This window comes from Enterococcus sp. C76 (genome assembly GCF_040886985.1).
GTDB classification, from domain to species: domain Bacteria; phylum Bacillota; class Bacilli; order Lactobacillales; family Enterococcaceae; genus Enterococcus_B; species Enterococcus_B lactis.
On record NZ_JBFOEY010000002.1, the window covers coordinates 82,915 to 105,981 of the forward strand.

Sequence of the window (23,067 nt, forward strand, 5' to 3'; positions counted from 1 at the left end):
TTCTCTCTTTTTTATTTCTTTTTGCGAATGATTCCGTAAGCTGCTGCAACTAGCACACCTGTACCTACGAAGGAATAATTGACAGAAGCTGTTTTTTCATTTGTTTTTGGTAAAGTCTGACTTGTTGATTCGGATGGCTCTGTCGTTTGATGAACTGTTTCTGTCGTGGTTCCAGAGGCCACTGATTTTTCTCCTGCCGAATGCAAAATATCTTTTATTCGTTGGAAACTAGCTGCTAAGTCTGCTTTTTTTGCTTCAAAATCATCAGCAACTGTTTGCGCTTCGCTGATCTTTCCATGGATCGCTTGACTGGCCGCTGTGATATCCGCTTGAGTTTGACTTAGCTTTCCAGAAGCTGTTTGAGCAACCTGATCTAATTGTTGATTGAACTCTTTTGCTTGTTGGATCTTCCCGTCAAGATCTGTTTGGACAGCTTCCGCTTTTGCTTTCGCTTCGGCAAGCTTTTTCTCAAGTTGTGCACGGTCATTTCCCGCTTTATTTTTAAGATCAGCTAAATCTTGATCGATTGCTGCTTGGTCTTCTTTCAATTTGTTTTTTGCAGCTTCTAATGCTTCTTCGAGTTCTTTTCTTTTATTTTCCAAGTCTTGCAAATGATCGATTTGGTCAGAAGAGGTAGAATTATTCGTTGATGTATCTTCTGAAGACGAAATCGTTTCTCCTGAGTTATCTGTCGGTACATTGGAAGTCATTTCTGTTTCCGAGGTTCCGTTTTCAGCATCAGAAGAGCTTATAGTTGTTGAAGGCTCTGTTTGAGCAGGTTCAGAAGTTTCTGCAAAAGCTGTGTGTCCGAAGAAGAAAATACCGGAAACAGCAATCGGCCAGATCAACGGCTTCATTCTTTTTTTCATCACTTTTCCCATCCTTACTACTTTTTAACTAATTTCTTATTATAAGCAAAAATGATTGGAAGAACCATAAACACAACAGGCTGTTTGTCTAAAAAACGGTGCATCTTTTATTTTTTTGTACGTTCCGGACTTTTCCATGTCCCGCTTCCATAACCTAAAATCGTTTTGACTGCTGGAATGAAAGTCGTCACGATCGTTATCGCGTTCACTATCCAGAACAAAAGCATATATAGTGGCGCGAAAAGAAGATATTTCAATTTTCTTCGTCGATCATCTACAATCAGCGAAGCTAGCAACTGGAAAAATCCTGCGACCATTTCAAAGCAGATGAACACAAAACTGAATGTAAAAGTGACATAGATCTGTTCATAGTTTCCTTGGTACACATAATGCCCAATCAATCCAATAAAAAGAATCACGGAAATACAAAAGAATATTGACCAGACAATACTCAATGTTTGATCAATGAAGATGATCGTTCTTCCGATATGTTCAAAAGGATGGAGCATCACTTTTTTGAAATTCGTCAGCCAGACTTCTGTTCCACCTTTTGCCCAACGTTTTCTTTGTCGATATAGCATCTTCAACGTCACAGGTACTTCCATGAAAAAGATGATCCCAGGAGCAAAAACAGACACCCAATCATTTAACTGATGGTCCCAAGCAATACTGATGTCTTCTGTCGCTCGATCTTGCCTGAATCCGCCCACATCGATCAAGGCTTCTTTTCGATACATCGTATTTGCCCCACTGTACGCATAAAGGCCACCGAAAACAGCTGACTGTGTTCGTTTGATGATACCAACGATACTCGAGAATTCAACCGTTTGCGATTTTGCAATCAACTTGGTACGATTTTGGACATCCATATTTGCAGTGACCGCAGCAATATGTCTTGCACCAGGGCGAATGAAATAATTCACATACCTGTTCAGTGCATCTGGCTCCGGTACCGTATCTGCATCATTGCTTAAAATCAATTTCCCTTTTGCAAAGGCAAGTCCGATATTAAACGCATGGGCTTTCCCTTTATTTTTTTCGATCCGAACCACACGAAGATTAGCGTATTTTTTCATCAGTCTGGCTAATATTTCTGGTGTTTGGTCCGTTGAACCATCATCGGTCACTAATACTTCATAGTTGTGATAATTCAATTTCGTCATCAAATACTCAATCGTATCTTCGATCACGATCTCTTCATTATGGGCTGGCACCATGATCGTAATGAACGGTTCGACACCTGATGGAACATCTACCCATTCTTTTTGTTTATGTTTGTATAAAAAAACATAACACCAGACTCCAATAAACCATGCAAATCCGCCTAAAATCGGATAAGAAACGAGAAAAAAATACATGATAGACAAACAAGTATCTAGGAATTGATTCCCTGTATGAGTGATTGAGGTCATTTCAGTTCCACCCCATTTTCTTTATACAAATCTGCAATGAGTGTCGTATCTAGATTTTTCTCTTCGGAGACAGAATAAAAACGGACCGTTTCTCTCTCTTCTTTTGTTCCAAAACGTTCCGTATACATTTCTTCAAGTAATTCTTGTCTTTTTTTCAATTCTTCATCTTCATATTCAAAAGACTTATTTACTTTTCTATATAAATTTCGATTGTTCCATCTAGTCAACACAAATGAGATAATCAGGAAGCTGAAAAAGATCAATGCAAAAAAGCCGATGAAGAAATACAGCATTTTCTTTTCCAATAAAAAAGCGTACAAGTAAAAATCTTTGGCTCTTTCTGGTCTCGTCAATGGAAAAAACACCCATATAAAAGGAAGAACAACGATCATCCAACCCAAAAGAGCCACTAGCGTTTGCCAAATTTTTAACCAATAATTACCTTTTGAAAAATACTTATCTTTCACCAAAATCGATGCAACTTCTTCTCTTGTTACTTTTTTCATATCCTCACCTCACATTTTTTGTTACGACGTAGGAGTTTACCATACTTTTCATTTCTTTTCACATAAAGTGTTCCTAAATTTTTCCTAAGAAAAAGAACAAAACATTTCTCATCGGCAAATGAAAAATATTTTGTTCTTTTTATCAGTTGTTCTTTTTATTTTTTATCTCTTAATTATGTTTCTCTTTCCAATACGACAATGCTTTTCATTCCTCTAGATATCGCCGTGTACATTTGTCTGCGTCTTCTTTTCTCATCTCTATTGTTTTCAAATGGATACAAGATTACATGATCAAATTCCAGTCCTTTTGCTAGACTCAAAGGGATGATCTGGCAGTTTTCTAATCCATATGAACTTTTTTTAATCGATTCTTGTAGCGTTTGAGTTTCCTCTTCTGTTTGGGTAATAATTGCCGCTTTTTCTCCTTTTAGAGAAGCCAAAATCTCAGCTAGTATTTCCAACAATTCTTCAGAGGATCGAAAAGAGCGGTATTCGGGTTCTTTTCCTTGCGGTCGGATCGATACGATGTCGATCTTCTCTTGATCCACAGCATAGGTTTTGAAAAGCTCTGTGATTGCTCCGCTAGAACGGTAACTATTTCTAAGATCATACCGATGGATCGGCAGATGGTAGTCGTCGAAGCAACGCATAATATCAGCAAAAGTAGTGGAAGAATTAAAGATTGCTTGATTCTCGTCACCTACTAAAGTAAAGTGAGTTTTTGGAAATAATTCGATCAATAGACCTAATTGTGCCAGGGTATAATCTTGTACTTCATCAATCAATAGATAGCGAAACGCTGGTACATTTACCTTTTCAACAAGCAAATGATGAATAGCTAATAAAATGACTGCTTCATCAACAGTACGTGTGTGTTGCCAAACATAAGCTGAGCCATATCGTTTTTCATAAATTCTTTCAAATAATCGGTGCTCATCCACCCATGCCATTTCTTCAATCTGTCTGGTTATTTTTCGATAGTTTTTTTGTAAAAGTTTCCTTGCATAAACTGCGATACTTTGTTCCGAATCATCAGAAATCAATTCACCGAATAATTTCAACTGCCTATCTTCTGTCAACGAGAGTACCTGATTCTGCACAGCAGGACTTTTTGCTTGTTTCAAAAGATGATTCTTCCATTCGCTCATCAGTGCCTTTTTCGTTGCTTGAAGCCTGTCGATCAATTTAGGATGAGCAGGGACTTTCTCATATATTTTTTCGATCGTTTTTTTAGAAAGAACTGTTTTTCCATTTTTAGTAAGTCCACGGATAAAATCAGGATGATCTAGAAACAAAGGATCTGATCGTTTTAGATCATCAATATACTCTTTACTACGCAAGTGTTCTGCTTGCTCTGATACATTTTCTTTGGTGATACGTTTGAAATAAGCTTCTTCACCTTCTATTTCCTCTGCTGAAAGCTGTGAAACTAGCTGCAAGATGGTTAGATTCAGTGGATTTCTTTCGCCTAATGATGGTAGGACATTCGAAATATAGTCGATGAACCGATGATTAGGTGATAGAATCAGCAAGTCATCAGATGTCATCGTATCTCGATATAAATAGAGCAGATACGCAATACGCTGCATGATAGCAGAGGTTTTACCACTTCCTGCTACGCCATTTACCAAGATATTTTGACTTTTCACATCCCGAATGATTGTGTTTTGTTCCGATTGGATCGTAGCAGTGATAGCCTTCATTTCATTGGTCTCATCTTGACCTAACACTTCTAATAACACATCGTCTTGGATAGCTACAGACGTATCAAAAAACTTGACCAAACGATCTCTTTCCAAAATAAATTGACGTCTTTCTTTGATAACCGTATCGATTTTATTTTGACGAACCGTATAAGAAGATGGGCCAATCATGTTATTGTAAAAAAGTTCGGCAATTGGTGAACGCCAATCATAAACAAGATTTTCATCTGCATCATCTGTGAAATTTGCTGTACCGATATAAAAGGATTCTTTTGGCTCATTATCCAGAAAGTCTACAACGACTTTTCCAAAGTAGGGACTTTTCAATAAACGTTCGATCTTTGCTAGCTGATTTTCTGCGTTTTTCTGTTTGATATTCATCTGATCGATTTCTCTATTTTTCATTTCAATCATCGAAAAAGTATCCAGGTTATCTAAGTAACTGTCAAAATTCAATCGAAGCTCGCCAGCCATTTCTTTCAGCGACTGGTTTCCTTCTACTTTTGCCGTATCCATCGATTCACGCAGTTCGTTTCTTTTATCGATTAGCTTTTGATACACGTTCTTCAGATATGCTTCTTCTAACTGCTTTTGTGTGTTGACCATACACATTCTCCTCTTTTTTTAAAGTGGTGGAACCGATTAGTTTACCTCTTTTAAGAGTCGAATGCAAGCTTTTTAACGAGTATCATTTGTTAGGATATATCAGTTCTTCAGGTCGGACAGTTTGATATAAAGAAAATGCACCATCAAGGTTTTTTACGTGGTAGCCAGACTGCTTCAAGATTCTTTCCGCTAGATAGCTACGTAATCCACTATGACAGCTGACGATATATTCTTGTTGGCTGTCTAATTCATTTAATCGGTCCCGAAGTTCATTCAAAGGGATATGTTTGGCTTCCTTGAATTTGCCTTTTTCCAATTCTTCTGCTGTTCGCACATCTAATAAAATTTTTCCTTTGGCTAATTCTGTCGGCAATTCCTGCCATTGTACGGTTTCACTAAGCCCTTCTGCAATGTTCATTGCTGCATATCCTAGCATGTTTACTGGATCTTTGGCTGAGCCAAATGGCGGTGCATACGTCAATTCTAACTCCGGCAAATCGAAGATCGTCAAATGCCCTTTGATTGCTGTTGCTAAAATATCGATCCGTTTATCCACACCTTTTGCCCCAACACCTTGTGCACCATAAATCTCGCCAGTCTCTGGATGGAAGATCAACTTCAGTAAAATATCTGTTGCTTCTGGATAATAGCTTGCATGATCTTTTCCTGACACATGAACGACTTCAAAAGACAGCTCGTTTTCTTTGGCTGTTCTTTCACTTAATCCGGTGGATGCGGCAGTCATTCCAAACGTTCGTATAATTGCTGTGCCAATACTGCCTTGATTTCTTCGAGAAATTCCGGAAATCGTGTCCGCAACTTGTCTACCTTGACGATTGGCTGGTGAAGCAAGAGAAATAAGTGCATCTTTTCCAGTGATTGGCTGTTTTACAACGATAGCATCCCCCACCGCATAAATATCAGGAATATTCGTTTGATAACGTTCGTCTACTAGGATACCCCCGCGTATACCTAATTCGATTCCAGCAGTCACTGCTAGCTGGTTATCAGGACGAACACCAATGGATAAAATAACTAAATCAGCAGGAATGGTACGCCCGTCATCCAGTCGCAATCGTTTCCCATGGTCTTCAAATCCAGCGACAGCATGAGAAGTAATCACTTCTACTCCTTGATGAGACAATTCTTTTTCTATAAAAGCTGCCATTTCTTCGTCCAGTGTCGGAAGAATATGCGGTGCTTGTTCGATCACCATGACTTCTAAACCTCTTTTTTTTAGGTTTTCTGCCATTTCCAATCCGATGAATCCTGCACCAACGATCACGGCACGCTTTGGCTGTTTTTCTAATGCATGCATCACTTTATCGATATCTGGTACATTTCTAATAGAAAAAACATTGTCGGCTTCTGTTATCCCTGGAATCGACGGAACAACTGGTTTTGCACCAGGAGATAAAACCAATACATCGTACTGTTCCAAGTGTTTTTGACCCTCATGTACGACTTCTACCGTTTTGTTTTCAGGAAAGATAGCTGTCACTTCATGATTTGGACGCACATCTAAACAAAAACGAGCGGATAATGATTCTGGCGTTTGGACAAGAAGATTTTCCCGGTCACTGATTTCACCAGAAAGATAATAAGGCAAGCCGCAATTTGCAAAAGAAACATACGGTCCTTTTTCAAAAACAACGATTTCTGCCTCTTCCATTAACCGGCGAAGCCGTGTAGCAGCAGACATCCCACCCGCTACACCTCCGACAATAACGATTTTCATCTTATTTCCCTCCTACTGTTCGATCAAACCATTGATTCATACCGCCACGTACATTCACCACATCATAACCAGATTTCTTTAATTCTTTTGCTGCTTGTTTACTCCTCATCCCTGATTGACAAATCACATAAACGGTCTTTTCTTTGTCTCCATCATATCTGTTTATGCTTTGTAATGGAATATTTTTAGCTCCTTTTATATGCCCACCCCGGTATTCTGCAGGTGTTCTAACATCAAGTAATACTGGCTTTTCTAAAAGCTTTTCCTTTAATTCTGGGACTGTTATCGATTTTATTGGCTGAAATAACAAACTCATTTTCTGCACCTCGTTTATATTTTATAAATACCTTACGGGGTATATTAAACAGGAGCTTTCTTATTCTGTCAACCAGAATGACTCTTCATTTTTTTAACTGCTTTTTATATTTGCATAAAATACCGATTAGGGGTATTATCGAGTTATAAAAAATAGAGGAGAATGTGCTATGGAGATTGAGAATAAAAATATCCTGAACCGTTTGAAACGTACAGAGGGGCAAATTCGTGGTATCCAAAAAATGATCGAAGATGAAAAAGAATGTATGGATGTCATCACTCAATTAAGCGCTGTTCGTTCTAGCATTGATCGCGTAATGGGAATGATCGTTGCAGATAATCTGAAAAATTGCTTTGAAAATCCCGATAGTAATCCAGAAGAACAAACGGCTAAATTAGAGCAAGCGATCAAGATGATTATTAAAAAGTAAAGGAATGATTTCAATGAAAGTCGTTTTCCATATTGATGAATTAGAAAAATGGTCAGAAACAGGGAAAAACGTAAAAAACCTGATAAAAGCTTCTCCTGAAACGACGATCGTCGTTTCCGTCAACGGTATCGCAATTACCGGTTATCTAGACTCTGCCAATGCAGAATTCTTAGATTTGAAAGAAGTCGTTTTTCACGCTTGTGCGAATGCTATGCGTGCTAATCATATTTCAGAAAGTTCTTTACCTGAACAAGTAATCGTTGTACCAGCAGGTGTACTTGATTTAGTTGAACTGCAATCCCAAGGTTATGCTTATATCAAGCCTTAGTCAGTAGAGGTTGTGACAGAAGTGATCAGCTTCAAGAAATAAGAAGGAATTGACGAAAATTGCTTCTCAAATTTTTGTAACATTTCGGCTTATTTTTCGAAGAAGTTACTTCTGGAACACCGTGAATCAGAGGTTGTGAAATCAGCGGTTTGATCTGAGTATTAGAGAAAAAAACGGGAAAATAGCTCCTCATATTTTGCCGTTTTTTGAGCTAATACCGAAGGTCAGCTGATTGAACACCGTTTAAGGAAGAGGTTGTGAAAAAGTCGTTTAGTTTCGAGTATGAAGAAAAATTTTGTGAAAACGGCTTTCTACATTTTTGCATAAATTTGGCTTAATACCGAGAAACTGGCTTTTGAACACCGTTTAAGGAAGAGGTTGTAAAATCAGCGGTTTGACCTGAGTATTAGAGAAACAAACGGAAAAATAGCTGCTCATATTTTGCCGTTTTTTGAGCTAATACCGAAGGTCAGCTGATTGAACACCGTTTACCCAGCGGTTGTGAGCCTACCCATTTAACTCCGAGTTACAAGAAATAATTTTAAAAACAACTTCTCATGTTTTTGGTTTGGTTGGCTTATTATCGAGAAGTAGCTATTGGGAGTCTATTTATCAAAAAAAGGAGTGCGACATAGGTCACACCCCTTCTTTATTTTCTTTGAAACATCTTTCGGTACTCGACAGCATACAAGACAAAAGATTGTAAAAGACCGTAAGTGATGACGGCAAAAATGACTCTCACCCACAGCGTTGGTAATTCTGGGAAAAGCAGCAAAAGGATCATGCCAACATAGATGACAGCAGTCGCTACTTTGCCATACCACTTCGCACCACTTAATTTGATATTTTTAGATAGCCCGATTAATCCAGCTACAAACATAAAGCCTTCTTTTATCAAGAATAGACCAAACAACAGCCAAAGCCACGGTCGATACCATGCCATAGACAAAATCAGAAAAAGTTGTGTCAATTTATCTGCAAACGGATCAAGCACCTTCCCTAAGTCTGTTACCTGATTATATCTCCGAGCAATGACCCCATCTAGATAATCAGACAAACCTGAGACAACAATGACCGCTCCTGCTACATAAAACGACTGTCTCAGCACAAAATAAAGATAAATCGGCAGCAAAAAAATACGGAATATCGATAAAAGATTCGGAATTGTTTGGATTTCTTTACGCCAGTTTGTGCTTATTTTCATTTGACCGTCCCACCTCCTCAGCACTCTTTTTTTTATTTTAGCTTACATAGAGAATAAAACCAATGATTTTACTGCTGTTATTTTTTTGCAATCACTGTTCATATGCGTTGGTCTGAAATAATCACTTGTTGTTTTCATCTTTTGCTCTTCTTTCTTCCTGTCGTTTACGCATTTCTTTTACTAACGCTTTATGGGCTTTTTTTGATCCTCGCTCTAGGTCACGCTGCTGTTTCCGTGTTTTAAAATCGATAAACAGACTGTCTAAATCGTAACCTGTCGGGTACAGATTTTCTGCTGAACGCACCAGACGAACGCGCTGACGAGGCACACGGCTCATTTCTTTTTCTAAATATACGGCAATCGTATCTTCACCTATATCCTCATAAACTAATGCTTCTTTTTGGTATTCATTCACAAATATTCGATCGCCTTTTGCAAAGAGCTGGCATTCTTTTTTATTGTCCTTCCTATTTATACCTGCTGTCTTAGGAGGAAATTCTTTTTTCTGTGTCCGATAGGCTTTTTCCTCCAGGTAACGCTCTGCTTGCTGGATCAATTTCATAGACATAGCCATTTTATGAGCAATCCATAAAGCTTGGCTTTCTCCTGTTTCTCCAACACGCAATTGATATTTAGGACGAAGTGCTTCCCGATCGAAAGCCATAGCAGCCGGCACAAAATCTTCATGATCCCTAGCAAATTTCTTAATTTCTCCATAATGGGTCGTGGCAATGATCAATGCCCCCTGCTCATACATAGATTCCATGATTGCGATCGCTAATGCAGCTCCTTCATTTGGCTCTGTTCCACTGCCAATCTCATCCAGAAGTACCAATGTATTCCTTTTTATCTTTTTCAAAATAGCAGCAATGTTTTGCATATGACCAGAAAATGTACTCAACGCATTTTCTAAATTTTGGTGGTCACCGACATCGACGAAAACCTCATCAAAGACAGCAAGCTCTGTCCCTTCTTTTGCCGGAACTTGCATGCCGAACATCGCCATCAAAGTCAATAAACCGACCGTCTTCAACACGACTGTTTTGCCGCCGGCATTTGCTCCGGTAATAATCAAGCCTCGATAGTCTTTACCGATTTCAACATCCAATGGTACCGCATGATCAGGTAAAAATGGATGTCTGCCTTGTTTGATGACGATATGTTCTGATTTATTGATTTTAGGCGTGATCCCATTGATTTCTCGACTGAATTTTGCCCGAGCAAAAATGATATCTAATACCGTCATCGTTTCGATCAATAAGTCGATTGCTTCTTCATTTTCTGCAATAGCACCAGTCAATGCAGCCAGAACTTGATATTCTTCACTGATTTCTTCAGCTTTTAACAACTGATAGTGTTCATTCAGTTTAGAAACCACAGTCGGTTCAGTAAAAACCGTCGTTCCTTTGTTCGATTCATCGATGATCGTCCCATCTACTTTATTTTTATAGCTGGCTTTGATAGGAATCGTATAGCATTCACCTTTTTGAACGATTATTGCTTCTTGGATCATTTCTTTGTTTTTCGGATGACGCAAGAATTTCAGCAATTTTGACTGGATTTCTTTTTCTATTATTTGTAATTGTTTGCGTACTTTACGCAAATTACGTGAAGCATCGTCACTGACTTTATTATTTTTTATTTTTTGGTCAATCAACTCTTCTACATTTATCAAATCAGGAAGATGCTTGCTATAAGCAAATAACAAAGGTGCCTGGTATTGATTCTTATCAAAAAACTTTGTGATCATCCGACTGCTTCTTAGAAAATCCGCATATTCGATCAAATCAGCGGGCGACAGAACCAACCCTTTTTTGACTTGTTCTGTCAGTGCATCAATCCTCGGCAATCCCATAAATGGAACATGCTGACTACTTTCTAAGATCAAGCGTGCTTCTCTTGTTTCTTCTTGACGATCCAAGACGGTTTGTAGGTTTGACGAGGTCGTCATCTTACTGATTCGTTTTTTGCTATAGTTTCCGATTGCTCTTGCTTGGACTTCCTTTTTGATCTGATCAAATTGTAATTGACTAATCATTTCGTTGTTCATACTCTCTCCTTTTCTTGAAGAGATACCTGTCCCAAAATAAATAAGGGCCTAGAGATAAATAAAAGGATAGAACACAGCTTAAAAAAGTCATGTCCTATCCTCATTAGAATACAAAGATATTGTTTTCCTGACAGGTACCGTTTCATAAGCACACCAAATAAACCTTGTTTATTGGCTATTCGACTTACTGATTAGATACCAGCTACACTCACAAAACATTCCCCATTCTTCTAGGTCTTATTTATTTTCCACTTAACTATAGCAAGACGCCTTTTGATTGTCAAACCTTAGTATGTTTTATAGATTTACACCATTAATGAATAGACACCTACCGCGATAATTGCTCCGATCATTGGACCTGCGATTGGTACCCATGAATATGCCCAATCTGAAGTTCCTTTATTAGCTATTGGCAATACCGCATGTGCTAATCGAGGACCAAAGTCCCGAGCAGGGTTGATTGCGTATCCTGTTGGTCCTCCTAATGAAAGACCGATGGCTAAGATCAATCCACCTACAGCGAATACGTTCGTTCCAGGTGCAAATTCGTTTTGCCCAAAAGCTAGCAACCCAAGAACTAATACAAATGTACCAATTAATTCTGTGATTACATTTGCTGGATAATTCCGTATAGCAGGACCTGTTGCAAACGTACCTAAAATCGCACTTTCATCTTTCGTTGCATTCCAATGTGGCAAATAAGAAAGCCAAACAAGAATGGCCCCTGCAAAAGCTCCTAAAACTTGCGCAATGATGAAAGGAACGACAAGATTCCAACTAATTGCCCCTGTCATCGCCATAGCTAGAGAGACTGCAGGATTCAAATGAGCTGGGCCCATGAATCCAGAAATATAGACAGCCATTGTTACAGCGAGTCCCCAACCAAACGCGATGACAATCCAGCCAGAAGCTTGTGCTTTACTTTTGTTTAGATTCACAGCCGCACACACACCATCTCCAAGCAAAACTAGGATCAATGTCCCAATAAACTCCCCCATGATTTGAGTCATATCACTGTTCATTTATTTCTCCCCCTTTAGTTCCCGCAGATCTGATTCTGCGATCAATGCTTCTAAACGTTTAGTCTGTTGCGCCTTCTCTTCTTCTGTCCACCCAAAATACTCAGCAATTGCATCGATCACAGGTTGCTTGATCTCATCCAGCTGATCTCGTTCAAACAACAGATGATTCGTCCGACGAATGAGATAATCACCTGGGGCTAAAACCATTTCTTCTTCTAAGCCATAACGTAACCGAGCTGACTCAGCGAGACTCAAACCAGGATAAGGTGTCATTTCTTTTGCTAATTCAAAGATACGTCGAGCATTAGTCCCGTAAAAATCAGCGATATAAGTAGCATCTTCTTCCTCTAAACCGGCTGCTACTCCTTCTTTTGCTAATTCCCTCACTGTTTCTTCTAATTTCGTTGGATCGAAGTTTCCACCTGAAATCTGATATTTTTTAGAGTCGATTTCTTTCGTCTCTATTCCGTATTCTTCTTTTAACAGCTGACGAATCAATCGTAAAGCTCCTTCTGCCATCTTACGGTAATCAGTGATTTTCCCACCTGATAAAGTCAACAAGCCATCTGGTTCTCTTTCTAAAGAACTACCTCTGGAAATCGTAGAAGGTGCTTTTTCGTCGCGGCTGTTTTCCAAATGGTTCAACACATCTTCTACTTCAGCACGAGAAACTTTATTTTCCTTATATTCACTTACTGTATCAACCACTTTATTGAAGCTCTTGTCTGAAATCGATCCGTTATCTCCGCCATTATAATCAGAACCAGAATTACCAATCAATAGTGGACGAAGCCCTGCCCAGCTTGCTTCGATATCTGCCAATGTGATATTTGCTTCTGGATAGCGATGGTTGATTACATCCAATAGATAATCCACGTCTTCTTGTGTGACTTTTGGATCCGTAAAGTCTCCTTGGTAATCCGTATCTGTCGTACCAAAGTAAGTCTTGTTTTCTCTTGGGATAGCAAAAACCATCCGCCCATCTTGTTTTCCTGTATCGAAGTATGTGGGTTGCGGTACAGGCAGTTTTTTCGCATCTACGACTAAATGGATCCCTTTGGTTGGACGCATTTTAGGAGAGACTGGACGCGTAAAATTCAAGTTCCGTACTTTATCTACCCAAGGACCACTCGTATTGATCACTAATTTTGCTTTGATCTCTATCACTTCATCTGTCAGCAGATCACGAGCTTTGACACCAACGATTTGATCGCCCTCATATAAAAAGCCAACCGCTTTCATTTTACTTACTAGATAAGCCCCATCTTCTGCAGCCTTTTTGATATTATCGATCACTAAACGGGCATCATTGTTGCGGAAATCCAGATAAACACCTGCACCTTTTAGCCCTTCTTTTTTCAAAAATGGTTCTCTTTCCAATACTTCTTCTGGTGTCAGGGTATAGTTCTCATATTTAGTTCCTGTCACATTTGCCAGTTTGTCGTAAAGGTCCATTGCTACTTTGACAGAGAACATATTGAAGGTTGTTGCTCCTTCATCTTCATAGATTGGTAAAAGCATTGGATCTGGTTTTGGGATGTGTGGGGCAATACCTTGTACGACTGCACGTTCACCAACTGTGTCAGCTACTACTTCCACATCAAATGTTTTCAGATAACGAATACCGCCATGCACAAGTTTGGTCGAGCGAGAGGACGTCCCTTCTGCAAAATCTTGCATTTCGATCAATCCTGTTTTGATTCCTGATGCTGCTGCCTGGACTGCCACACCGGCACCAGTGATTCCGCCACCGATGATCAACAGATCCAATTCTTCTTGCTGCATTTTTTTAATGCTATCTTGTCTTGTCTTGTTTGAAAACATATGGATTTCCTCCTTATTCAAATGCTTGGGTAGCTTTTACTGCTTTTTTCCAGCCATTGTAAAGTTTTTCTCGGCGCTCTTCCTCCATTTGAACTTCAAATAGCTTGCCAGCTTCATAAAATTCACGGATCTCGTCTGTATCTTTCCAATAGCCGACAGCTAATCCTGCTAAAAATGCTGCCCCTAGTGCTGTTGTTTCCAAGTTTTCTGCTCGTTGGATCGGTACATTCAAGATATCTGTTTGGAATTGCATCAGATATTCATTATTTGCTGCACCGCCATCCACTTTCAATACAGGAATCTTGATTCCAGTGTCATCTTGCATCGTATCGATGATATCTCTCACTTGATAGGCAATCGACTGCAGAGTAGCTTTAATGATATCTTCTTTTGTCGTTCCACGTGTCAAACCAAACATAGCCCCTCGTGCTGCCTGATCCCAATAAGGAGCACCCAGTCCAACAAATGCAGGAACAACATAGACCTCATCTTCGTTTGTGGAGCGTTTTGCCGCGGCTTCCGAATCACTAGCTTTTTGCAACATTTGAAGACCATCTCTCAGCCATTGAATCGAAGAACCAGCCACAAAAATACTTCCTTCTAAAGCATAGTAAACCTTTCCATTTATACCGTAACCAATTGTCGTCAATAAATTATTTTTGGATAATTGCGGTTTTTCACCGGTATTCATGACAATAAATGAACCTGTACCATAAGTATTCTTGACCATACCTGGTTCGAATGCCATTTGTCCGAATAATGCAGCTTGCTGGTCTCCTGCCATCCCTGAAATTGGTGCTTCGCTTCCATAAAAATGATAACCTTGCGTATAACCATAAACTTCTGAGTTAGAAGTAACTTTTGGTAACATCACTCGAGGAATATTCAATAAATCCAAAATTTCCTGATCCCAATCTAGCTGATGGATATTGAACAACATCGTCCGACTGGCATTCGAGTAATCAGTAACATGTGCTTGTCCATCGGTCAGTTTCCATACTAACCACGAATCAATCGTTCCAAACATTAACTCGCCTTTTTCAGCGCGTTCTTGCGCACCTTCTACATGATCAAGAATCCAGCGAATCTTCGTTGCTGAGAAATAGGCATCGATCACTAGTCCTGTTTTTTCGTGGAAAAATTCTTGATATCCTTCATTTTTTAAGTTATCTGCAATTCCAGCTGATTGTCTGGATTGCCAAACAACTGCATGATAGATTGGACGTCCTGTATCTTTTTCCCAGATTACTGTTGTTTCACGCTGGTTCGTTATGCCAATCCCAGCAATCTGGTTTGGTTTGATCCCTGATTCGATGAAAGCTCCGGCAATAACTGACTGTACAGAATTCCAGATTTCATTTGCATCATGTTCAACCCAGCTTTCTTGCGGGAAATATTGCGTGAACTCTTTTTGAGAACTGCCGATATGTCTTCCTTTCTTGTCAAAGATAATTGCTCGTGAGCTAGTTGTACCTTGGTCAATCGCCATGATATACGTTGGTTCTGTCATTGTGATTCCCTCCATTATCTGCAAACGCTTTCTTTAACTGCTTTTATCATACTACTCATTTAAAAAAAGAAACTGTCAAAATTTTATTCTTTTTTTCTTTTTTTTGACAGTTTTTTATTATGATGCTAGTTTTTGATCAATTCTTTTCTTTTTTCAACATTTCTATTCTTCTTTTCAATCGGATAATGTCATAAGGCGACGCAAATTCTGATAGATAATATTCACTCTGTTGCTTGTTTCTCTGACAAAACGTTATGACCAAATCATAGTTTTTTCCTTCTTCATAACTTTCAATCTCAATACCGCTGACTCCTCTCAGTTCTCTGATCAGATACTGTTGGAAAGCAATACGGTAAATAGGCAAACTTTCTAAATCGATCCCTATCACTACTGGTTTTGCAATATAAAAATCGATCATCAAAAGAACATTGGCATACTGGATCATCAGATAACTAAGTGCACTGTCTTCGGCGCTTTTCCTTGGCAATTGCTGCATCGCTGTTTCCTGTAGTTTCTCCAATAACTGTGTTAAGGAATGCCCAAGCATTTTTTGCTGCTGCTCCAAAAGCCGATCACGCTCGTAGACTTCGATCTTTCCAACAAAGAAAAACCATTCATTGTTGATTTGTGAAATTTGGTAGCCTACTGCTTTTTCCTCTTTGATTTTCAAACGACGAGGACGATAATGCCATAGCATCGTTTCCCGAATATAAGTATCCAAAACAGCGGTGGGTAACTTTTTGCTCCGTGTCAAATCATATTGATAAAATATTTCTTCGTCGACTATCGAAAAAGAAACAAAAAAGCTGTAAAACATCATTGTTTCGTATACATTCAGTTCTGCTGCTGTTCGACTAAGATGCATCACAATGATTGGATCGATTGCTTGATAAAGCCGGTCCGACTGATAGAGTAATTTCTTTTCTTTCAAAGTTTCGTACGTACTTTTTTCATTCAATAGTCTTTTTTTCGTGATCCCGAGCCAGCAAGCAATCTGTGCTTCTGCTGATGCCGTAAACGTCGTTTCTAATACGCGGCCCAATCCTAGAATGAATGGTCTTTTTTCTGGTGTATTTTGCAAAAAAAGCGGTCGTTGATCTTCCGGGATATATTGGAATAATTCATAATAAAAATATCGGATCTGTAGCTCTTCTCCGTATAATTGTCCGTTTTTGATTTGTAATCCAAATTCCTCTAAGAGCTGGTTCAATTCTTTGATCTTTCGAAAAACAGAAGACTCACTGATATTAAACGCTGTCGCTAATCGAACGATGGATACTTGCTGGTGTTCTAATAAATAGACAAGCATTTTAAACTTCAAGCTTTCCTGTAATAAAAACAAAAGAATTTTTTCCAAACTGACATCTTCGTCCAACACAAGCAGCGCCTGATACTCGTTTCGCTGTACTTCTACTTTTTTTCCCATCATCCGTCCAATCAATTCAATATCTTCCAAATATTGATCAAAAGAGGTTTTTGACAGTTGGACATGCTCTCTCAATCCATTGATAGAGGCTGTTCCCCCTTGCAGAACAAGGTTTCGCAAAATCAGGATCTGTAACTGCTCTTTTCTTTCTAATAATGCTTCAATCTTCATAGGCAGTATTCGCCACCTTTGACCACACCATATTAGGCACACGATATTCTGGCTGGAAAAACAGCTCATGTTCTTCTAACTGTTCGAACGTCCAGCCTTCTTCTACTGCGATTGTCAGTTGGTCAAGAAGATGGAACATTTCTTTTCTGCTTTGGAGCTGTGCTCCAAGAATCTTTTTTTCAGAATCAAATAGGAATTTGACTTTGACTTTGCTCTGGTTTATTGCTGCAAGCTTGTATTCCGCGTACCCTGTTTCAATTTTTTGGGGATAAAAAATGCTTTCTTCTTCTGTCATACCTACGCTTCCTAAGAAATAGCCAAACCACTGATTACCGACTGGTCGATAGGTTCCCTGATCCTTTGTCGCAGAACCACTAATTGTCTTGCTGACATTTCGCGCTGTACGGACAGCGTTATTTACTAGAGAAACGTACATTTTTTCATTTGTTGGGCGAAAAGTGACTTGGATTGCATCGCCAATTGCATAGACGTCTTTTTGAGACGTTTGCAAATAGTCATCTACCCAGATCGTTCCATCATCATTCAATGTTAATTGTTCTTCCCACATCTGATTGTTGGGGCGAGAATGGTTAGCCAGCAAAACAAGATCATAGTTTTCCCTTCTTCTTTCCGTCTCTACTACAGCGGTTTCATTTTCGGACAAAGATACGACTTGCTCTTCTAAGAAAAGCGATATCCCTTGATTTTTCATTTCCTTTACTAACGGCTCCGTCATTTCAGGGTCTAGGTAACGAAAAAGAATCGACTTTCGGCTTTCATAAAGATGGATTTGTGTTTTTGTTTTTCCTGATGCTAAGCCTTCAGCTATTTCGATCCCTGCTTGACCTGCTCCAATGATGGCAATTTTTTTTGCATCCATGATCTTTTGCTGAAGAGCAGCTATGTTTTGTATCTTTTTAACTGGGTGAATGAACCTTGCTTCTGCAGGAACATTTCGAAAATTTTGATTTGAACCAGTCGCCAAAATCAAACGATCAAAATCCAGTTTGTCTCCGCCTGCTAAAACGACTTTCTTTTCTTCCAATCCTATTACCGTCTTTTCTGTGTAAACATGGATACGATAGCGGTCGATCAGCTCTTCTTTGGTGATCCAAGAAAGTTGTTTTTCACTGGTGACCTTTCCTTTTACTATCAGATTGAACCCGCTGGGAATCCACCCTAACTTCGATTGCTTTTCAATCAAATATATTTCACTTGTTGGTATCAATTGGCGAAGATAAATAGCCGCATGAATCCCTGCAAACGACCCGCCGACAATTACAATGTTCATCTGTATTCCTCTTTCTTATTAAGTGTGCGACTGCCAACATGGGCTGAAATCACAATGTTCTTAAACCATGTTTACTCATTCCTATGATCCATAGCAGCGTAGCAGAACACACTCTGTCCATCCTACCGTGTGACTAGGTCTGCTTCTCAGTAATAAATTAGTTGACCTAATTGAAGAGTATCATTTCTGAAGAGATGTTTCAAAAAATGTACTCTTAGAAAGGCAAAAAACTCGCCTTTTGCGTACCTCTGTCCAAATAGGAAACAGAAAAGAACGAAAAGACGTGTTTTAGCGTGTGTAATGTAATAGTTAGAATAGGCAAAACATTTTTATGCTGACAATTTTTAATGCTTTAATGCTTTAATGCTTCAACCACTACTTCGCCCAATTGATGAGCAGATTGAGGGTTTTGCCCTGTAAGAAGACGTCCATCGATTTGAACGACTTCTGAAAAAGCTGGACCTGACTGATAGTCAGCTCCTTTTTCTTTCAAAGCATTTTCTGCTAAGAATGGTACTTCATTCGTTGTACCATTGGCTTCCTCTTCTTCATTACTGAATCCAGTAACTGTGCGTCCAGCTAAAATAGACTTTCCAGATTCATCTGTAACTGGCAACAATCCGACAACACCGTGACAAACAGCTGAGACCAGTCCTTCATTTCGATAGATTTGTGAAGCAACTTTCCCAAGATCTGTTGCTTCTGGAAAATCCCACATTGTTCCGTGGCCACCAGCATAATAAACTGCTGCATAATCTTTTGCATCCACATCATCAGGACGTAAGGTATTTCCCAAGGCCCGATTTCTGAAATCTTCATCTTTATAATAGGCCCAATCGATTTCATCCATATTCAAAACACTTTGCGGTTCTAAAGGTACATATCCGCCTTTAGGACTGACAAAATCTGCATCGATCCCATTTTTTACTAATACATCATAAAAATGAGTCAGTTCACTTAACCACAAACCTGTAGGACGCTCGATCTTTTCGTATTTTTCTACATTTGTTAATACGATCAATACTTTCATTTTTCCATCCTCTTTCTATAAAAATTGAGTTATTGATAACGTGCTTTCAAGAAATTATATAATGGACTTGGCAAATAAAGCTCTTTATATGCTTCTTCAAAAGGTTTCGTTACAAATTCATCCTCACGGTTTTCCAATAATTTCTCTGCCCAGTCAGGATCGACGATCATTTGCTGTCCAATTGCTGCAAGTTCTGCATATTTCAGTACTTGCTCTACGTCTTTGCGAGTACGGATGCCTCCGACACCAATTAAAGGGATCTTTCCTTGGATCGTGTCATGGACAGCTTCAAGAATCGACTGATCGCTGTATTTATCAGAACGGGCTCTTCGATCATACGCATTTAATGAAACATGCAGATAATCTAATTTTGTCTCACGTAATCGTTCAAGAAGCCAGATCGTGTCTTCAAAACGGATACCTGGTGTTTCATATTCTTCTGGCGAGAAACGATACCCTACGATGAATGGTTTTTTTGCATATTTTTCAACCGTTGAGAAAACCGTTGTTAATAATTCGTCAATAAAACGATAGCGATTTTCTAAGCTACCGCCCCATTGATCCTCTCGTCTATTCGAATGCGGAGAGAAAAATTGTTGGATCAAATACGTATTTGCTCCATGCAACTCGATACCATCAAATCCTGTTTCAATCGCTCTACGTGTGGCTTCGCCAAATGCTTGGATTGTTTCTTTGATTTCATTTTCACTTAATGCTCGCGGTGTTTCTGCATCAGGTCGTTCCGCTGCAACTGCACTTGCAGATACAGGCTGTTCTCCGGATAGAGTAGCTCGACTAGTCATTCGTCCACCGTGGAAAATCTGAACAATCGCTTTTGCACCTTCTCCTTGGATTGCTTTAGCTAGTTCACTTAACCGAGGAATCATTTCATCGTGAGCGATGCTCAGTTCACCTGGCCAGCCTTTTCCGATATCTTGGACATTTGCAGCACCAGTAATAACAGCACCAAGTCCTTTAGAACGTTGTTTATAATAAGTGATCTCATCTTCGGTGATCACTCCATTGAAGAAGCTGAGTTGTGTCGTCATAGGCGACAGCATCAATCGGTTCTTCAATTGAACTCCTGAAGGTAAAGTAATTGATTGATCAAATTGTGACATTGTCATTCCTCCCATAATTCGCTCTGATTAACCTATCGAGAATCATCTATCATTAAACCACTCGGTTAGTTGCACATGCAACTAATTTGCTTAAAAAAATTTTTATTTTTTTTGTAACTTATCTGTTGCTTCATTCATTATCTCGGCTAATTCTTTACTTGCTTTATTTCCCAAGACTGCTTTGTACGACTGATGGAGTTCTTCCCAGCTACCATCGACTTCCCTAGTAAATTGGCGTCCTTGTTCTGTAAGATAAACTAATGACAAGCGCCCTTCGCTAACTGTTTTGACGTATCCTTTATATTCTAATTTTTCAACAAAACGAGCGATTGTTGAAGGCGCAGAATAGAGCATTTGTGCAATATCTTTTTGCGGTATACCATCTTTTTCTTTTAATATCAATAAAATAAATCCATAAGTTGGTGCCAGACCTGTTTTTCTAAACGCTTCATCCGCTAATTTATTCAATAGGCGATCTAGCTTTTTCACACTAAAGAAAAGACATTCATCCAACGCTTTTTCAATTGGCTTTTCCATTTCATCCCCTCCATTGGCGTACATATCATAGTATGATTTTTATTTTTTGTCAAAAAACACGGAGTAATGACCACCTCCTCTGTTTAGTTTTGAGAAAAAGAAGTTGTGACAAAAAATGTGTCACAACCTCTCGGTAATACGTTTCAATCAAATAAGCTTTTCTTTATTTACTTCCACCACAAATGCTTCATATGGTCGTAACTCGACTTTGCCGTCTGGTAACTGTTTCAGAGGATAATTTGACACAATAATCCTTAAAGCTTCACGTGGAACAGTGAACACCTGTTTTTCACTGGACATATTGCAAACAACGAGCCATCGCTGGTCTTCATATATGCGAGAATAGGCAAAGACATGCTCTGGCGTCTCTTCTACTAATTCATAGTCTCCCCAGACGATGATGTCATGTTTTCTACGCAAATCGATCAATTTCTTGTACATATAAAAAACAGAATCTTGATCTGCTAACGCTTCTTCTGCATTGATTTCTTTATAATTTGGGTTGACTCGAAGCCATGGAATTCCAGTAGTAAACCCAGCATGTTCACGGGCGTTCCATTGCATAGGCGTCCTAGCATTGTCTCTTCCTTTCGCATTGATTGATTCCAAGATTTCCTCTTTTGTAAATCCAGAAGAAATCCTTTCGTTATACATATTGATTGTCTCAATATCTTTTGCTTCCGAGATATCATCAATTGGGCAATTCGTCATGCCTAATTCTTCTCCTTGATAAATATAAGGAGTGCCTTTCATCATATGAAGCAAGATAGCAAACATCTTGGCACTTTCTTTTCGATACACATCGTCATTTCCCCAACGTGAGACGATTCGAGGCAGATCATGATTATTCCAAAATAAACTATTCCATCCTTCATCACCCAAAGAAGTTTGCCATTTCGATAATACTTTTTTCAGTTCAGAAATACTTAAAGGTTTCAAATCCCATTTGTCTTTGCCTTCTTGCTGATCTAATCCTATGTGTTCGAATTGGAAGATCATGGATAATTCCTTTCTTTTAGGATTGGAATAAAGTTTAGCAATCTCGGTAGTTGCTCCCCATGTTTCGCCAACGGTCATCAGATTTTTGTCGCCAAAAGTTGCTTGATTCATTTCCTGAAGATACTCATGCAGTTTAGGTCCATTACTTGTGATTTCTTTATCCGGTTCTTTGCCAATCATATCGATCACGTCCATACGAAAGCCGCCAATACCTTTGTCGATCCAGAAATTCATCATTTGATAAATCGCTTGGCGAACCTGTTTGTTTTTCCAATTCAAATCAGGTTGACGCTTGCTATACAAGTGCAGAAAATATTGCCCTGTTTGCTCCTCCAACTGCCAAGCAGGTCCACTGAATATCGAGCGCAATCCATTAGGCTCCTCTCCATTGACTGGATCACGCCAAATATAGTAGTCACGATAAGGATTTTCTTTATTTTTACGTGCCTCAATGAACCACGGGTGTTCATCAGAAGTATGATTAACCACCAGATCCATAACGATACGGATGTTTCTTTTCTTTGCTTCTTCAATCAGTTCCTCCATTTCTTCCATCGTACCGAATTCTGCCATGATTGCTTGATAATCGCTGATATCATAGCCATTGTCATCATTTGGAGACTCGTACACCGGCGAAAGCCAAATCACATCAATGCCCAAATATGCCAGATAATCCAATCTGGAAATAATCCCTCGCAAGTCTCCAATCCCATCTTGATTTGAATCTTGAAAACTTCTTGGATAGATTTGATAAACAACTGAATGGTGCCACCATTTTCGTTCCATGATTTCCCTCCTATAAATGGATGTTTCTATTTTTCGCTTAATCATCTAGTTTAGTTTCTTCCACCAAAAATTGTAACGCTTTCAAATAGTCATTGCACCTTGTTATCGGTAACAGAATAAAACAAAAAAACAGCTGAGGAAATTTCCTCAACTGTTTTTTGAAAGGATTGATTGATGCAGAGAAGAAC

General features: G+C 39.1%; 19 protein-coding genes. 2 read left to right on the top strand and 17 right to left on the bottom strand.

The features are described from left to right. Window positions 1–11: 11 nt before the first annotated feature. The 6 genes from AB3I00_RS02885 to AB3I00_RS02910 all read right to left on the bottom strand — a co-directional run bounded on the left by AB3I00_RS02885 (window position 12) and on the right by AB3I00_RS02910 (window position 7,150). Window positions 12–869 carry an LPXTG cell wall anchor domain-containing protein gene (locus tag AB3I00_RS02885; protein WP_245169384.1) on the bottom strand — a complete coding sequence of 286 codons (858 nt, stop codon included), beginning with the start codon at window positions 867–869 and terminating at the stop codon, window positions 12–14. Between the two features lie 107 nt (window positions 870–976). Further along, window positions 977–2,281, bottom strand: a complete 1,305-nt coding sequence (locus tag AB3I00_RS02890; RefSeq protein WP_002329629.1) for a glycosyltransferase — start codon at window positions 2,279–2,281, stop codon at window positions 977–979. After that, window positions 2,278–2,787: a hypothetical protein gene (locus AB3I00_RS02895; RefSeq protein ID WP_002315963.1), complete on the bottom strand. Its 510-nt coding sequence runs from the start codon at window positions 2,785–2,787 to the stop codon at window positions 2,278–2,280. The genes AB3I00_RS02890 and AB3I00_RS02895 overlap by 4 nt, the downstream gene beginning before the upstream one ends. A gap of 173 nt (window positions 2,788–2,960) precedes the next feature. Next, a complete protein-coding gene (locus AB3I00_RS02900) occupies window positions 2,961–5,096 on the bottom strand; it encodes a UvrD-helicase domain-containing protein (protein ID WP_368024749.1) in 2,136 nt (711 codons plus the stop codon). Between the two features lie 82 nt (window positions 5,097–5,178). Further along, window positions 5,179–6,834 (bottom strand): FAD-dependent oxidoreductase, encoded by a 1,656-nt coding sequence (locus tag AB3I00_RS02905; protein WP_104764608.1) that lies wholly within the window; start codon window positions 6,832–6,834, stop codon window positions 5,179–5,181. A 1-nt stretch (window position 6,835) separates the two neighbouring features. Continuing rightward, window positions 6,836–7,150 (bottom strand): rhodanese-like domain-containing protein, encoded by a 315-nt coding sequence (locus AB3I00_RS02910; protein WP_104764607.1) that lies wholly within the window; start codon window positions 7,148–7,150, stop codon window positions 6,836–6,838. A 169-nt stretch (window positions 7,151–7,319) separates the two neighbouring features. Between AB3I00_RS02910 and AB3I00_RS02915 the strand changes: the two genes are divergently transcribed. Next, the gene (locus AB3I00_RS02915) at window positions 7,320–7,580 is read left to right on the top strand and encodes a metal-sensitive transcriptional regulator (protein ID WP_368024750.1); all 261 of its coding nucleotides are present in this window, start codon (window positions 7,320–7,322) and stop codon (window positions 7,578–7,580) included. 13 nt (window positions 7,581–7,593) lie between these two features. Further along, complete coding sequence (locus AB3I00_RS02920; RefSeq protein WP_002329633.1) at window positions 7,594–7,908, top strand: DsrE family protein; 315 nt, start codon at window positions 7,594–7,596, stop codon at window positions 7,906–7,908. Between the two features lie 649 nt (window positions 7,909–8,557). Here the strand turns inward: AB3I00_RS02920 and AB3I00_RS02925 are convergent. The 11 genes from AB3I00_RS02925 to AB3I00_RS02975 form a co-directional block, all read right to left on the bottom strand. Then, on the bottom strand, window positions 8,558–9,112 hold the full coding sequence (locus AB3I00_RS02925) for a CDP-alcohol phosphatidyltransferase family protein (protein ID WP_070769839.1): 555 nt from the start codon (window positions 9,110–9,112) through the stop codon (window positions 8,558–8,560). Between the two features lie 121 nt (window positions 9,113–9,233). After that, window positions 9,234–11,162, bottom strand: a complete 1,929-nt coding sequence (locus AB3I00_RS02930) for an endonuclease MutS2 (protein WP_368024751.1) — start codon at window positions 11,160–11,162, stop codon at window positions 9,234–9,236. 305 nt (window positions 11,163–11,467) lie between these two features. Then, the gene (locus AB3I00_RS02935) at window positions 11,468–12,184 is read right to left on the bottom strand and encodes an MIP/aquaporin family protein (protein WP_002292560.1); all 717 of its coding nucleotides are present in this window, start codon (window positions 12,182–12,184) and stop codon (window positions 11,468–11,470) included. After that, on the bottom strand, window positions 12,185–14,008 hold the full coding sequence (glpO, locus tag AB3I00_RS02940) for a type 1 glycerol-3-phosphate oxidase (RefSeq protein ID WP_104764605.1): 1,824 nt from the start codon (window positions 14,006–14,008) through the stop codon (window positions 12,185–12,187). 13 nt (window positions 14,009–14,021) lie between these two features. Further along, on the bottom strand, window positions 14,022–15,518 hold the full coding sequence (gene glpK / locus AB3I00_RS02945) for a glycerol kinase GlpK (RefSeq protein WP_002292557.1): 1,497 nt from the start codon (window positions 15,516–15,518) through the stop codon (window positions 14,022–14,024). Window positions 15,519–15,654: 136 nt separating this feature from the next. Continuing rightward, on the bottom strand, window positions 15,655–17,115 hold the full coding sequence (locus AB3I00_RS02950) for a helix-turn-helix domain-containing protein (protein WP_002292556.1): 1,461 nt from the start codon (window positions 17,113–17,115) through the stop codon (window positions 15,655–15,657). Beyond that, window positions 17,105–18,406, bottom strand: coding sequence for an FAD/NAD(P)-binding oxidoreductase (locus tag AB3I00_RS02955; RefSeq protein WP_104764604.1), 1,302 nt, complete (start codon window positions 18,404–18,406; stop codon window positions 17,105–17,107). Before AB3I00_RS02955 ends, AB3I00_RS02950 begins: the two co-directional genes overlap by 11 nt. 352 nt (window positions 18,407–18,758) lie before the next feature. Continuing rightward, the gene (locus AB3I00_RS02960; protein ID WP_104764603.1) at window positions 18,759–19,436 is read right to left on the bottom strand and encodes a type 1 glutamine amidotransferase domain-containing protein; all 678 of its coding nucleotides are present in this window, start codon (window positions 19,434–19,436) and stop codon (window positions 18,759–18,761) included. A 29-nt stretch (window positions 19,437–19,465) separates the two neighbouring features. Then, window positions 19,466–20,557: an NADH-dependent flavin oxidoreductase gene (locus AB3I00_RS02965; RefSeq protein ID WP_104764602.1), complete on the bottom strand. Its 1,092-nt coding sequence runs from the start codon at window positions 20,555–20,557 to the stop codon at window positions 19,466–19,468. 102 nt (window positions 20,558–20,659) lie between these two features. Further along, window positions 20,660–21,094 carry a MarR family winged helix-turn-helix transcriptional regulator gene (locus AB3I00_RS02970; RefSeq protein ID WP_368024752.1) on the bottom strand — a complete coding sequence of 145 codons (435 nt, stop codon included), beginning with the start codon at window positions 21,092–21,094 and terminating at the stop codon, window positions 20,660–20,662. A 147-nt stretch (window positions 21,095–21,241) separates the two neighbouring features. Further along, window positions 21,242–22,879, bottom strand: a complete 1,638-nt coding sequence (locus tag AB3I00_RS02975) for an alpha-glucosidase (RefSeq protein WP_368024753.1) — start codon at window positions 22,877–22,879, stop codon at window positions 21,242–21,244. Window positions 22,880–23,067 lie beyond the last annotated feature (188 nt).

Coding starts and splice junctions, on each gene's coding strand:
- AB3I00_RS02930 (WP_368024751.1), bottom strand. CDS start 11,162: ATGAACAACGAAATGATTAGTCAATTACAATTTGATCAGATCAAAAAG.
- AB3I00_RS02975 (WP_368024753.1), bottom strand. CDS start 22,879: ATGGAACGAAAATGGTGGCACCATTCAGTTGTTTATCAAATCTATCCA.
- AB3I00_RS02925 (WP_070769839.1), bottom strand. CDS start 9,112: ATGAAAATAAGCACAAACTGGCGTAAAGAAATCCAAACAATTCCGAAT.
- AB3I00_RS02910 (WP_104764607.1), bottom strand. CDS start 7,150: ATGAGTTTGTTATTTCAGCCAATAAAATCGATAACAGTCCCAGAATTA.
- AB3I00_RS02950 (WP_002292556.1), bottom strand. CDS start 17,115: ATGAAGATTGAAGCATTATTAGAAAGAAAAGAGCAGTTACAGATCCTG.
- AB3I00_RS02890 (WP_002329629.1), bottom strand. CDS start 2,281: ATGACCTCAATCACTCATACAGGGAATCAATTCCTAGATACTTGTTTG.
- glpO (WP_104764605.1), bottom strand. CDS start 14,008: ATGTTTTCAAACAAGACAAGACAAGATAGCATTAAAAAAATGCAGCAA.
- AB3I00_RS02965 (WP_104764602.1), bottom strand. CDS start 20,557: ATGTCACAATTTGATCAATCAATTACTTTACCTTCAGGAGTTCAATTG.
- AB3I00_RS02935 (WP_002292560.1), bottom strand. CDS start 12,184: ATGAACAGTGATATGACTCAAATCATGGGGGAGTTTATTGGGACATTG.
- AB3I00_RS02970 (WP_368024752.1), bottom strand. CDS start 21,094: ATGGAAAAGCCAATTGAAAAAGCGTTGGATGAATGTCTTTTCTTTAGT.
- AB3I00_RS02955 (WP_104764604.1), bottom strand. CDS start 18,406: ATGAACATTGTAATTGTCGGCGGGTCGTTTGCAGGGATTCATGCGGCT.
- AB3I00_RS02885 (WP_245169384.1), bottom strand. CDS start 869: ATGAAAAAAAGAATGAAGCCGTTGATCTGGCCGATTGCTGTTTCCGGT.
- AB3I00_RS02960 (WP_104764603.1), bottom strand. CDS start 19,436: ATGAAAGTATTGATCGTATTAACAAATGTAGAAAAATACGAAAAGATC.
- AB3I00_RS02900 (WP_368024749.1), bottom strand. CDS start 5,096: ATGGTCAACACACAAAAGCAGTTAGAAGAAGCATATCTGAAGAACGTG.
- AB3I00_RS02920 (WP_002329633.1), top strand. CDS start 7,594: ATGAAAGTCGTTTTCCATATTGATGAATTAGAAAAATGGTCAGAAACA.
- AB3I00_RS02905 (WP_104764608.1), bottom strand. CDS start 6,834: ATGAAAATCGTTATTGTCGGAGGTGTAGCGGGTGGGATGTCTGCTGCT.
- AB3I00_RS02915 (WP_368024750.1), top strand. CDS start 7,320: ATGGAGATTGAGAATAAAAATATCCTGAACCGTTTGAAACGTACAGAG.
- AB3I00_RS02895 (WP_002315963.1), bottom strand. CDS start 2,787: ATGAAAAAAGTAACAAGAGAAGAAGTTGCATCGATTTTGGTGAAAGAT.
- glpK (WP_002292557.1), bottom strand. CDS start 15,518: ATGACAGAACCAACGTATATCATGGCGATTGACCAAGGTACAACTAGC.